Origin of the sequence: Streptococcus suis (genome assembly GCF_046032115.1) — a bacterium.
Lineage (GTDB): Bacteria > Bacillota > Bacilli > Lactobacillales > Streptococcaceae > Streptococcus > Streptococcus suis_AJ.
Map to the genome: position 1 here is coordinate 1 of NZ_JARQOZ010000049.1, position 13,466 is coordinate 13,466.

Here is a 13,466-nt window from a genome sequence, read left to right on the forward strand (position 1 = left end):
CCTGAGCCAGGATCAAACTCTCATAAAAAGTTTTGATTCAAACTCAAGCTATTGCTAGCTTTCCGTTTTATTGTTTTGTTTTGTCATTGACGATCTATCCTTAGATAAATCACCCTGCACGTTTGGTTCGTCTTCTTTAATTTTCAAAGGTCTTGTCGTTATCGCGCTCTCGCGACAACTATCTTAGTTTATCATTTCTTGTGAACTTTGTCAACACTTTTTTTGAAACTTTTTTCGTTCCTCTGTTAACTAGTCCCTCGAGAGACAACTCAATCATTCTATCATCTTTTGATAGACTTGTCAACACTTTTTCGAAACTTTTTTTCGTTCCTTTGTTAACTAGTCCCTCAAGAGACAACTCATTTATTCTATCACGACTTATATACTTTGTCAACCGGGTTTTTGATATTTTTTGGATTTTTTACACTGAAAGTTCTATTGAAAGTTCTATTGTAGATACTTTGTTTTTTCTCCTATTCCTTCTTCCTGTGCTATAACCTATATAAAAAGAAACTGAACAGAACTTTTTATGGTGCTTCTGCCCAATTTCTTAATTCGATTAACATAATGTTAGTGACTAGCTTTAGCGAAAGTCTTTCAAATGAATTTGTAAATCACGTATCATTTCACGACGACCATTAAAACATTGTCCGCTAATTAATTTTTCGTATTTATCAAGTTGATCATTACTCAGATTTTTTCGATAATCTCTCAAGGCACCTCTCAACATTAATAGTTCATCGTTTATCAATCCCGGTGATTGTATTGCATGAGATAATTCGTGAATATCTTCATGTGGCATTCGGTCAAACTTGCGTTTTTGACTTTCCTGTTTGCGGATACGATCTTTGATTCGATTTCTGAACTTGACTTTAAAATAACAATATAATTGAACTTGTTCATCAACTAGCCACGGTTGAGCTTCCAACAATTCAAACAAGGTCATCATTCCTTCTTGTTCCCAATCATCTCGATCCCATAGTTTAATGTAAAACTCTTTTCGAGCCTTGTTTACAATACCTTTGACGCTTGCGTACACTTTTTCGAATTCCATTTCTTAATCTCCTTTTGTTGATGGTTTAAGTTTATCGAAAAGTGCTGTCTTTCTACAGGACATTTTTGTCTAGCATACTTTATTTGATTTTTCTTTTTTAAAGTACATTTGCTATTGATACTCTATGGTAAACATTGCATTCTGCTTCAGAAGGGAGTTATTTGGTATAGTTCTAAGATTGAGATAAATAACTATTGATTCGTTTTTCTTGTAAATGCCCTGTTTCTGATGTATATCATGTAAAAAAGCCCTCGCCAAGATTATGTACTTAGCGAAGGCTTTGTGGTTATTTTAGTGGTTGAGAGTGAAGGCAGATCCGTTATGGAATGTCTTGCCCAGAGTATTTTTATACTACTCTTTCGTATTAATTTTCTCTTTTACCTCTTCATAAGAAAGGGGATGAACATCTTCATCATCACGTTCAATATTTTCTGGCATTTTGCCTGTTTCATAGAGAGATTTAATCTGAACACTGTCTAGGGTTTCGTATTTGAGCAATGCTTCTGCGATTAGTTTATGAGTTTCGCGATTAGACTGAATAATTTCAGCCGCTTTGTTGCGAGCTTCATTTAACAAATCACGTACTTCATTATCTAACTCATATGCAGTTTGCTCAGAAATATGTTTTTGAGTTGTTTGTCCAGCAAACATTGCATGACTGCCTTCATACTGCATTGGTCCCATTTTTTCACTCATACCATATTCTGCAACCATAGCACGCGCCATCTGTGTAGCTTGTTCAAAGTCATTTGAGGCACCTGTGGTTTGAGTATTAAAGATAATTTCTTCTGCTACACGACCACCCATAAGCCCAGCCAATTGCTCCTTCATATCTTCTTTAGATAGAAGCATTTGATCTTCTTTAGGAAGGGCAATCATGTATCCACCTGCGCGACCGCGGGGAACAATTGTTACTTTGTGAACTTCACGTGCATTTGATAGTACGAGACCAACAATTGTATGACCTGCTTCATGGTAGGCAACGATTTCGCGTTCTTTGACTGAAACTTGACGGTCTTTCTTAGATGGACCTGCAATGACACGATCTTCTGCTTCGTCAATATCTGAAGCATCAATGACACTCTTGTTTCGACGTGCAGCTACAAGGGCTGCTTCGTTAAGAACATTCTCTAAATCTGCACCAACAAATCCTGGTGTTTGTTGTGCTACTAATTTCAAATCTACATCTGCTGCTAGTGGTTTATTCTTCGCATGAACTTTAAGGATTGCTTCACGTCCTTTAACATCCGGACGACCAACCAATACTTTACGGTCAAAACGACCTGGACGAAGAAGGGCAGGGTCTAAAACATCACTACGGTTGGTTGCGGCAATGACAATAATCCCTTCGTTCCCTTCAAAACCATCCATTTCAATTAAGAGTTGGTTGAGGGTTTGTTCACGTTCGTCGTTACCGCCACCCATGCCGACACCACGTTGGCGACCGACAGCATCGATTTCATCGATGAAAATAATGGCTGGTGCTGCTTTTTTTGCATCTTCAAATAATGAACGAACACGGCTGGCACCGACACCAACAAACATTTCAACAAAATCTGAACCAGAAATGGAGAAGAATGGTACACCCGCTTCACCCGCTACTGCTTTTGCCAAAAGAGTTTTACCTGTTCCTGGAGGTCCCTCTAATAAGACACCTGCTGGAATACGGGCACCAAGTTTGGTAAAGCGTTTAGGATCTTTCAAAAATTCTACCACTTCTACCAATTCTTGTTTTTCTTCTTCTGCACCTGCAATATCCGAGAAACGAACCTTAATATTGCTTTGCTCAAGAGCTTTTGCCTTGTTTCGCCCAAAGTTCATGGCACCTCGAGCTCCGCCACCACCCTGGTTCATCATCATCATGAAGAATACACCAGCAATGATAAGCGGTAACAAATTAAAGACGATATTTAACCAAAGTCCATTTGAACTTTCAGGTTTAATAGTAACCTTTACTCCGTTTTCATTTGCAAGAGCTTGTAGCTCTGACAAATTCGTTTCTGACGGTAAAATTAGTGACTTAAAGTTTTTATACTTAACTTTGCTAGAAACTTGGAATAACTTAATAGATGAAGCTAACTCATCTTTAGCTTCCTGTTCTGTTTTGTACTTACCAGTAATTTCAATAACACTTGAATTTGGTTGATAAGTAATTTCAGATACATTATTATTTTTCAATTCAGTTACTACTTGTGAATAACTGATTTCTTGAGTTGCTACTTGCTGACCAGCGTTAAAAAATTGAAAGGCTGTAACAATAGTGGCAATAACGAGAATAATGAGAAAAGGATTTTTTATAAATCCTTTATTTGGTTGATTGTTCATAATATAGTAGGAAACCTTTTTCTATTTTGTGTAAACTTCCTCTTTGAGTACACCAACATAAGGAAGATTACGATAATTTTCATCATAATCTAAGCCAAATCCAACTACAAATTCATTTGGAATAGTAAAGCAAGTGTAGTCTGGCTCGATTTCAACAACACGACCTTCTGGTTTATCAAGAAGAGTGGCAATTTTAATAGAAGCTGCCTGACGCAAAGCAAAGAGTTCTTTCAACTCTTTTAATGTGCGACCAGTGTCAATAATATCCTCTACGAAGATGATATGTCGACCTGCAACACTATTGTCCAAATCCTTGATAATCTTAACGGTACCGCTACTCTCCGTTCCGCCATGGTAGCTAGAAACAACCATATAATCCGTTTCTACATGGGCATCAATATGTTTCATTAATTCTGCCATAAATGGGATAGAACCTTTTAAAATTCCTACAAGAATAGGATTCTTATCTGCATAGTCTGTTGCTAGAATTTGACCGAGTTCTTTGCATTTTGCAACGATTTCTTCTTCTGAAACAAGAATTTTCTTAATATCTTTGTCCAACATAGTTGTTCTACTCTTTCATTTTTATATATAAGGTAGCTTTGATTATATCATTTTTTACTGATTTACTCAAATCACTGCTAACAAGATTCGTAATTCCATAAATTTCTCCATTCTGCTCGATAATAAGCGCATTTTGTCGAACTTTCTGTGAGATTTTATTATCAATAAACCAACGGCGGAGTTTTTTATTTACTCCGTTTATTAAAATGGTATCCCCAGCCTGCCTTCTCCTCACTACAATTGGATTTTCTGTAGGAAAATATAAAATACTATCCGCTTCTTCCAAAGGATGATTGAGAGAAAAAATATATGAACCGTAAGAAAAAATACCCTCTGATTTTATCATGATTTTTTCTGGTTGACTATCCGTCTCTGGTCCTATTTTATAAATTTGAAAACTATGATAATCCTTCTCTAACATGTAATCATTTTTCAATAAATGATAGTAGTTAGCTTTTGAACGCAAGATGTGTAATACTTCATTAAATTGTGGACGAGAGAGCTGTAAATCAGGAAAATTTTCCAAATATTCCTCTAATAGATAACTTTGTACCGCAGGTGTCTGTTGTTGAAAACTCATCACATCTGTGACGGATAAATCCTGTGTCAAATCTCTTAGCGCTTGAAATAGATTATTTGTATCAACTGCAAGATTATTGAGAGCAAGTTCGATTTTAGGATTTTCCTGTTTTAACTTTGGTAAATAGTCATTTCTGACTCTATTTCGAAAATATTTGAAATCTGCATTACTGCAATCTTCAAAATGAAATAGCTTATCAAAATCTGCCTTTTTAAAAGATAAAAGTGGTCGAATAAGTTCTCCTGTTGCAAAAGGCTGAGTCGGTTGAATTGCTGATAAGTGACGTAAACGCCCTCCTCTAATCAATCGCATAAAGACAGTTTCTGCTTGATCATCTGCATGGTGGGCTGTTACCAGTGCGGTGTAGCCTTCCTGCTCCATGATTTTCGCAAAGAATGCGTAACGCCATTTTCGCGCCGCTTCTTCTGAAAAAACACCTTTAAAATAGGACAGATAAAAAGGAACATTACATTCTTCTGCTAACTGTTTAAGATATTTTTCCTCAATGACAGATTCTTCCCTCTGTCCATGATTAATATGGGCAATGCCAAGTTCAATCCCTAACACTTGTTTGCATTCGTATAAAAGATGGAATAGGTTCATAGAATCTAACCCACCAGATACGGCTACTAGTACTTTCTTATGTTTATCAAAAAAGTGACCATCCAGTGTCACTTTTAAAAATCTATCTTTCATTTACTTTAAAATCCCGTAAATATCATTTGCAATTTGTGTAATCTCATCATAATTTGATTTATCTGTAAAAATAGATAAAACAAAAGGAGACCCTGCGTAAACAATCGCTACATCGTGTTTGACATCATCTGCATCGCCAATTTTATGAGCAACTGGAACTGAGATGTCTTTCGAAATACGTTGATTATCAAATTGAGTAGATAACAAACTTTCTAGCACATAGCCATTTTGAATATATAAGGCTTCCATCATTTTCCCTGCGATCTCAGCTGAAGTTTCACGTGTAACCATACTCCACTCACTACCTGTTTTAGCAGCTATTACCTGATAAAAATTAGAATCGAATTTGTTAGCTACATAATAAGAAAGTAAATTACTAGCTACATTATCTGACTCTTTAGCAGTCTTATTGATCAATTCTTCCACTGAATAATCTTTGTTGTCAGGAGTTTTTGACAGTGAACCACTTCCTCCAGCAACATAAGCTCCTGGGAAGGATATAGATTCGGCTGTATATTTCACTTTAGTAGTCAAATCAATATACCCAGCATTCAGTTGCTCTTGAACGTAATAAAGAATTGGTAGCTTAGCAATGCTGGCAGAATAGAATAGTTTCTCTTGATTTACACCTGCAGTTTGACCTGTTGACAATTGTTTCACATATATACCAATAGTATCTTTGGAATATTTGTTAGTCAACAACTCTTGAACGGCTTCTACTCTATTATCCGTTTTAGAAAGATTATTTACTGCAATCCAACCTTTATCTGTAACATAGGCAAAATCACCTAGGGAAGTTGTTACGATTTTAGAAACCATAACAGCTTGATAGGTTTGTAAATCATTTTTTATTTCCGTAGCTTCGTTAGCAATTGGTGAGGTTAACAATGTGAAACCTTTTTTTGTCCAATAAGTTTGCTCAACAGTAGTTTCTGTAACAATTACATCATCAAATAGTAGATGCCTACTTGCAAGAATGTAACCCTTGTCATCTATTTGGAAAACCAATTCTTTTTTGCTATTGACTAGAACATCCGTAATAGAAAAATGTTGGTTCGGCTGTAATTGTCCACCTGCTATAGTCAGTTCTTCATCCGAATAAAGATTCTCAGTTTGAAAAACATTGGGGTTTTGAGGGATAGTTTGAAAATACTGATCATAGATAGTATGAGTCAATTCGTATTCTTCTTGCGCTGTGAGTTCAAATGGTATTTCTGTACTATCGACCACCTGCCATCCAAATAAAACTGGCAGTAACCATACGAGCAGTTTCTTCTGCATACTCCCTCCTTTCTACGATTCATTTTCTTCTAACTTTAATTCTCTATTCTTTTGATTCAACTCTTCTAATTTTTCATCAGAATGCTGTAAAAATTGCTCTACAATTTTAAAAATAGATTCGGTCATTTTGGTAACCCTGGAATATTGTAGACAAATTCCCCTTCTTTAGAGTATTGATACTTAGCCCGAACATACTTTGCTGCGTATTCCTCATTTTTCAATTTTGCAACCATCTCTGCTTCCTGCTTCTGTTCTTTGGTCAGTTCTTCGTAATTTTTTTCCAATTCAGCAAGTTTCTTTTCCTGCTGCTGAATATTAGTGTAAGTCCCAACAAGATTGTAGGCAGGCAACATAAAAAGAAAGATAACTAGAATGAGGATCGCACCCATAAAACGATTTTTTTGTTGGCGTTCTGCCAATTGATGCTGAGTTTTTTTACGCTCCGACTGAATAAAGGCATTATTCAGTTGTAGAATTTTAGATTTCTTCATCTTTTTCTATCCTTTTTTCACTGATAATTTCATACATTTTCAGTGCGTCTTCTTTTTTAGTCGAATCTTTCATTTCAAGTACTTTTACAGTGAGTAGTTTATTACCAAATTGGATTTCAACCTGATCGTTTACTTTTAAATCTGTTGAAGATTTCGCCAAAATCCCATTGACTTTTATTCGTCCTTTATCGGCAACTTCCTTCGCAACTGTTCGACGCTTGATAATGCGGGATACTTTCAAATATTTATCTAGTCTCATACTTTACCTCAGTTCACTATTTTACCATTTTTCAAGGTATTTGAGAAATTTATTCTGCCTTCCTTGCTTTAATTTCTTTTAATTTTTCGGCAAAAGAAATTAATTCCTCTAATATTTCATATTCTTTTTTCTGTTGAATGTTAAACACAACAGCTAGTTTTCCTTTATTTTCCGTTATCTGAGCTTTCAAATTTGTCACAGATAAAGCTTCAAAGTAATCTTGCGTTAGGAAAATTTGACCAGCCATAGGTTCGAATGTTACTGTCACTTGATGTTGTCGTCTAAGAACTGTATGACAGAAAACTTGGTCTAAAAATGACTTCAATAGACCGATTTCAAGCAAGTAGGCTACTACATCAGGATACTCTCCAAAACGGTCAATCAATTCTTCCTGTAATTCTTGATAGTTTACACGACTGTCAATATTCTTTATACGCTTGTAAATTTCGATTTTTTGTCGCTGATCACCAATATAATCACTTGGTAAATAGGCATCAATCTGTAAATTGACCTCTGAATTACTCTTCTGACGTTGGGTTGCCTTACCTTGTTTTTCCAAGATGGCTTGTTCCAGCAATTGTGAATACATCTCATATCCCACAGAATCAATAAAACCTGACTGAGCAGCACCTAAAATATTTCCCGCACCACGAATGGACAAATCTTGCATGGCAATCTTGAAACCTGATCCTAGTTCTGTAAAGCCCTTGATTGCTTCCAAGCGTTTTTCAGCTACTTCTGTCAAGGACTTGTCTGGACGGTACATGAGATAGGCATAGGCAATCCGACTGGAACGGCCAACACGTCCTCTAAGTTGATAAAGAGTTGACAGTCCCATATGATCTGCATTTTCAATAAACAGTGTATTAGCATTTGGAATATCAACACCTGTTTCGATGATTGTTGTGGTCACTAGAATATCATACTCACCTTCTACAAAGGCATAAAGGGTATTTTCTAGCTGAATTTCCGACATTTGACCATGAACGTATCCTATGGTAGCTTCTGGAACCAATTCTTTTAATTCAGACACTTTCTGTTCAATAGTGTCAACTTTATTGTAAAGATAGTAAACCTGTCCTCCACGATCAATTTCACGTAAAATTGCATCTCGGATAACGGAAGGATTTGTTTCCATCACATAAGTTTGTACAGGATAGCGATTTGTCGGTGGAGTCTCAATTACTGATAAGTCTCTTATCCCTAGCATAGACATTTGTAGAGTACGAGGAATTGGGGTTGCAGTCAAGGTCAGAACATCAATTTTCTTTTTCAATTCCTTCAAACGTTCCTTATGCTTGACACCAAACCGTTGCTCTTCGTCAATAACCAGTAAACCTAAATCAGCAAAAACAACATCTTTTGATAGAAGGCGATGGGTACCAATCAAGATGTCAACTTGACCTTTTTTTAGCTTTTCAAGCGTTTTTTCCTGCTCTGCCTTTGTTTTAAAACGACTCATGACGTCCACATTGACAGGAAATTCAGCAAATCGTTCCTGGAAATTAGCATAATGTTGCTGGGCTAAAACAGTTGTTGGAACAAGAATAGCTACTTGCTTGCCATCATTGACAGCTTTGAAGGCAGCCCGCATGGCTACTTCTGTCTTACCAAATCCAACATCTCCTACTAACAGACGGTCCATTGGAGAGTCTTTTTCCATGTCTTTTTTGATTTCATCAATGGAACGGAGTTGATCATCTGTTTCCACGTGTGTAAAGTAGTTGTCAAATTCAATCTGATTCTCATCATCTGGTGAAAAGGCAAAGCCTTTCAGCTGACTACGCTCCGCGTAAAGCTTAATCAAATCATCCGCAATATCCTCAACTTGTTTCTGAACTTTTTGCTTGGTTCGTTGGAACCGACCATCGTTTAGTTTATTGACCTTTGGAGCTTTTCCATCAGACGCTAAGTATTTGGAAAGGAGATCAATCTGCTCTACAGGAATAGAAATACGATCGGAGTTTTGATATTGAACTGTCACATAATCACGGTGAATACCTGAAATTTCAATGGTTTCTATCCCTAAATACTGGCCAATCCCGTGAACATGGTGAACAACATAGTCACCAACAGCTAGCTCACTATAGTCCTTAATGCGCTCAGCATTAGAAATGTTTGTTCTACGGACCTTACGCTTAATCTTTTTATTAAAAATCTCTTTTTCAGTAATGAGAACTAACTTCTCATCCATCAAATGAAATCCAGAAGCTAACTGCCCAATGGTCACTTGTTGCTGACCTTCTACTAATTTATCCGATGGATAGCTAGGTAGCTGAATATCATACTCCTGTAAAGATTTTTGTAAAGTCTGTAAACTCGCTTCAGAACTTGCTTGAATAACAACGGTATTGTTTGACTTCGCATACCGAGTCAATTCATCTTTTAACAGTGGAATCTGGTGGAAAAATTCCTGCATAGGATGCTGTGTGAATTGATAGAGAGCATCAAACTTTACATTACCTAAACCTTTTTGAAAACTTGAAAAGAAGGTGGCAGGTTTATATTTTCTTAATTCCGAATAGGTAGATACAAAATAGTTTAAACTTGACACTGATTTACCCTTTTGTAAATCATCTGTCAACAACTCTGCTGATTCTTTTTCGAATTGAGCCTGCTTGTCAGCGATTTTATGAAAATCATCTAAAAATAAGGGAGAGCCCTTTGGCAAATAATCCAACAATGTCCAAGATTGTTCATATAAAAATGAGAGAAATTTTCGTAAATCGGGATGACGATATTCTGTTTGCATATCCGCCAAAACTTCCCGTAAATAAGACTGCTGCTCTTCTATATACGATTGTTCAATAGCTGTTTCAATACTACTGCAAGCCCGTTCATAGTCAGTAGCTGTCAAAAGAATATCCGATGCTGGAGCAATGCTGATGCTATCCAAATTTTCTAAAGACTTTTGACTGTCAACATCAAAGATACGAATGCCATCAATCTCATCTCCAAAAAATTCTAAACGATAGGGAGCCTCAGCTTGCATATCAAAAACATCTAGGATGTCCCCTCGTTGGCTAAATTCTCCCTGAGTTAGAACTCTGGACACCTTTTTATAGCCTGTATTGACAAGTTTCTTTACAAGTTTGTCAACTTCAATTTCTTGTCCAACCTCAATTTGAATCTTTGACTGTTTGAAAATTTCTGGATTTGGTAAAAGTACCCTACATGCAGCCATGCTGACAACTAAAATTCCTGACTGAGTTGAATCGGTCAGAAAATTCAAGCTATCAATTCTTGACTGCGTCCGTTCCTTAGAAGCGAAAACAAACTCTGCAATCGGACTATCATCTGTAAAGAAGTTGTAAACATTCTCACTACCTATAATGGCTGATAAATCTGTAGCCAACCTCTCCGCTTCATTCTGACTAGCCGTTACAATCATTATTTTCTCAGCCAAACTATCATAGGCAGTCGCCATGACTAATGACTTACTGGTTCCAGACAATCCTAATAGTAACTGACGTGTTGATTTGTTCAAACCAGACTGCCATTGATTGATCTGCTTGTTCTTGTGAAGTATATCTAGTATATTCATTATCCGTTAAACTTTCTCATAATGGTATCAAAATCATCTTCTTCCAGATAAAAGTTGACAGCCTTGTCAAGTTTATCTAGTGCTAAGTCGATTTCGATACGGTCTTCTGTATCAAATCCAGATAAGACGTGATTGACAACGCTCATCTTTCCTTTTGGACGACCAATACCTATCTTAATGCGGTCAAATTCTTGTGTTCCAATGTGCTTGACAATGGATTTAATCCCATTGTGGCCACCAGCTGAACCCTTTTGACGAAAACGAATTTTCCCAACAGCCATGTCCAAGTCATCGTAAGCCACCAAAATATCTGTCTCATCTAAACCATAATAGGTCATCAAGGCATGGACAGCCTTGCCTGATTCGTTCATGAAGGTCGTTGGCTTTACTAGATAGATTTTCTCACCGTCAATAAAAGTTGTGGCAATATCCGCTTGGAAAATCTTATCGTGACTAAAAGTCACATTTTCACGCTTGGCAATCTTATCCAACAACATAAAGCCAACATTGTGCTTGGTTTCAAAATAGCGGTCCCCAGGATTTCCTAGGCCTATGATTAATCGTGTCATTTTTTCTCCTTATCGTCACTCAGTTTATCTTTTATTACTTCGTTAACTCACCTTGCCGTACTCTAGTACTGCCTACGGTTCGTTGCCTAGTACTAAAAGCAAACTAAACGACTAGAAATACCAAAAGGCTGGAAAATACATTCCAACCTGATTATCTATTATACGTTAAAGCGGAACTCCATGATGTCCCCATCTTGAACCACGTATTCTTTGCCTTCTTCACGGAGGCGTCCTGCTTCCTTGACTGCCTTTTCAGAGCCGTATTGAATCAAATCATCATAGGACATGGTGACGGCACGGATAAAGCCTTTTTCGAAGTCTGAGTGGATGATGCCAGCACATTGAGGGGCTTTCATACCACTCTTGAAGGTCCATGCACGCACCTCTTTTTCTCCTGCTGTAAAGTAGGTGCCAAGTCCAAGCAAATGATAGGCTGCACGGGTCAATTTGTCCACGCCAGATTCTGTCAAGCCGAGGGCTTCCAAAAACTCACCCTTGTCTTCATCGTCGAGTTCTGAAATTTCCTCTTCAGCACGCGCAGAAATCACCACTACTTCTGCATTTTCTGTTGCTGCAAAGTCACGGATTTGCTGAACATAACTGATAGACTCAGGATCTGCTACCTTGTCTTCATCGACGTTGGCAACATAGAGGACTGGCTTGGTGGTCAAGAGGAAGAGTTGCTTAACGATTTTTTGTTCTTCATCTGTGAAGTCAACTGTACGAGCAGATTTTCCATCTTCCAAGACAGGTTTGATTTTTTCAAGGACTGCAAATTCTGCGATAGAATCCTTGTCTTTTTGCGTACGGGCCATTTTTTCTACACGGGCATAGCGTTTGTTGATGCTCTCTAGGTCCGCCAAAATCAATTCTAGGTTAATGGTATCAATATCTGCGATAGGGTCCACAAAGGCATCTTCACGGCCTTGTTCACGCATAACATTTTCATCGTCAAAGGCACGCACCACATGGACAATGGCGTCAACTTCGCGGATATTGGCCAAGAATTTATTTCCAAGCCCTTCACCTTTAGAGGCACCTTTTACGATACCAGCAATATCGGTAAATTCAAAGGTCGTTGGCACTGTCTTTTTAGGAGTGATGAGTTCTGTCAACTTCTGTAAACGCTCATCGGGCACTTCTACCATGCCGACGTTTGGATCAATGGTCGCGAAAGGGTAGTTGGCAGCCTCTGCTCCTGCCTTTGTAATCGCGTTAAATAGGGTTGATTTACCAACGTTTGGCAAACCGACGATTCCTGCTGTTAAAGCCATGTTTTTTACTCTCCAATTAAAAATTCAATCATGACTATTATAGCAGAAAAATAGAGAAAAAGCTTGCCGATTGGCAAGCTTCGTTAAAAATAATGCTGAATAAATAATCCACCTAAAAGCATAACTGCAAGAAAAATGAGAACGACAACATCTCCTCTTGTAAGAGGTCGTTTGGATTCTTCGTTCAAGTATTCCCAAACATTCATTTTTCCTCTTTGTTCCACCAAAATTTCCTTCTCAGGCTCTTTCTCTAAAACCAGATAATCCAGACTGACACCAAAGATTTCTGCCAGCTGGACCAGTTTATCAATATCTGGCGTTGCTTCGCCATTTTCCCACTTGGAAACAGCCTGACGGGAAATATAGAGTTTCTCTGCCAACTCATCTTGAGATAGGTTCTTGGCTGTGCGTAAAACTCGAATTTGCTGTGCTAACTGCTTCATGATCATTTCCTCCTCTTTTTTCTAAGTCTATTATAGTGTAGAAAAGAACAGTTGACTAGCACTTGTTAGGAAAAAACCGCAACCAGCAGTTGCAAACTGTCAACTAGGCTTCACTCGGCAGCACTTGTTGCATTTTTCGTTCAAAATCATGCCGGCTCATCATAACGACATGGTCACAATTACTGCAGCGGATTTTAATATCCGCTCCTAGACGGATAACCTCCCACTTATTGGCCTTCTTGCCGGTCGATTTGATGACACAGGCATGAGGTTTTTTCATTTCGACAAAAGATCCTAATTGATACATACTTCCTCCTCGTAAAATAAGTTTATGGGGATTTTTCAATCCCAAATTTTTAATGAGTGTAATAATGTTAACTTGACTA

General features: G+C 37.6%; 13 protein-coding genes. All 13 read right to left on the minus strand.

All coding sequences use genetic code 11. The features are described from left to right. Window positions 1-583: 583 nt before the first annotated feature. The 13 genes from P7J36_RS10680 to P7J36_RS10740 all read right to left on the minus strand — a co-directional run bounded on the left by P7J36_RS10680 (window position 584) and on the right by P7J36_RS10740 (window position 13,387). Window positions 584-1,054 carry a sigma-70 RNA polymerase sigma factor region 4 domain-containing protein gene (locus tag P7J36_RS10680; RefSeq protein ID WP_002936602.1) on the minus strand — a complete coding sequence of 157 codons (471 nt, stop codon included), beginning with the start codon at window positions 1,052-1,054 and terminating at the stop codon, window positions 584-586. 351 nt (window positions 1,055-1,405) lie between these two features. Then, window positions 1,406-3,379 (minus strand): ATP-dependent zinc metalloprotease FtsH, encoded by a 1,974-nt coding sequence (gene ftsH / locus P7J36_RS10685; RefSeq protein WP_408562451.1) that lies wholly within the window; start codon window positions 3,377-3,379, stop codon window positions 1,406-1,408. Window positions 3,380-3,400: 21 nt separating this feature from the next. Next, window positions 3,401-3,943, minus strand: a complete 543-nt coding sequence (gene hpt / locus P7J36_RS10690) for a hypoxanthine phosphoribosyltransferase (RefSeq protein WP_014735203.1) — start codon at window positions 3,941-3,943, stop codon at window positions 3,401-3,403. Between the two features lie 7 nt (window positions 3,944-3,950). After that, complete coding sequence (tilS, locus tag P7J36_RS10695) at window positions 3,951-5,219, minus strand: tRNA lysidine(34) synthetase TilS (protein WP_408552095.1); 1,269 nt, start codon at window positions 5,217-5,219, stop codon at window positions 3,951-3,953. Then, entirely contained in the window at window positions 5,220-6,500 is a 1,281-nt protein-coding gene (locus tag P7J36_RS10700; RefSeq protein WP_408552097.1) for a serine hydrolase, read from the minus strand. Between the two features lie 12 nt (window positions 6,501-6,512). After that, on the minus strand, window positions 6,513-6,626 hold the full coding sequence (locus P7J36_RS10705; RefSeq protein ID WP_004194325.1) for an SP_0009 family protein: 114 nt from the start codon (window positions 6,624-6,626) through the stop codon (window positions 6,513-6,515). Beyond that, window positions 6,623-6,991: an FtsB family cell division protein gene (locus P7J36_RS10710; protein WP_004194327.1), complete on the minus strand. Its 369-nt coding sequence runs from the start codon at window positions 6,989-6,991 to the stop codon at window positions 6,623-6,625. The genes P7J36_RS10705 and P7J36_RS10710 overlap by 4 nt, the downstream gene beginning before the upstream one ends. Next, window positions 6,978-7,250, minus strand: a complete 273-nt coding sequence (locus P7J36_RS10715) for an RNA-binding S4 domain-containing protein (protein ID WP_004194330.1) — start codon at window positions 7,248-7,250, stop codon at window positions 6,978-6,980. Before P7J36_RS10715 ends, P7J36_RS10710 begins: the two co-directional genes overlap by 14 nt. A 49-nt stretch (window positions 7,251-7,299) precedes the next feature. Next, a complete protein-coding gene (mfd, locus tag P7J36_RS10720; RefSeq protein ID WP_408552099.1) occupies window positions 7,300-10,794 on the minus strand; it encodes a transcription-repair coupling factor in 3,495 nt (1,164 codons plus the stop codon). After that, a complete protein-coding gene (gene pth, locus P7J36_RS10725) occupies window positions 10,794-11,363 on the minus strand; it encodes an aminoacyl-tRNA hydrolase (protein ID WP_167787042.1) in 570 nt (189 codons plus the stop codon). Before pth ends, mfd begins: the two co-directional genes overlap by 1 nt. Window positions 11,364-11,521: 158 nt before the next feature. Then, complete coding sequence (gene ychF, locus P7J36_RS10730) at window positions 11,522-12,637, minus strand: redox-regulated ATPase YchF (RefSeq protein ID WP_408552100.1); 1,116 nt, start codon at window positions 12,635-12,637, stop codon at window positions 11,522-11,524. Window positions 12,638-12,720: 83 nt separating this feature from the next. After that, window positions 12,721-13,080 carry a helix-turn-helix domain-containing protein gene (locus tag P7J36_RS10735; RefSeq protein WP_222337311.1) on the minus strand — a complete coding sequence of 120 codons (360 nt, stop codon included), beginning with the start codon at window positions 13,078-13,080 and terminating at the stop codon, window positions 12,721-12,723. 103 nt (window positions 13,081-13,183) lie between these two features. Then, window positions 13,184-13,387 (minus strand): DUF951 domain-containing protein, encoded by a 204-nt coding sequence (locus tag P7J36_RS10740; RefSeq protein WP_029172631.1) that lies wholly within the window; start codon window positions 13,385-13,387, stop codon window positions 13,184-13,186. Between the last annotated feature and the right edge of the window lie 79 nt (window positions 13,388-13,466).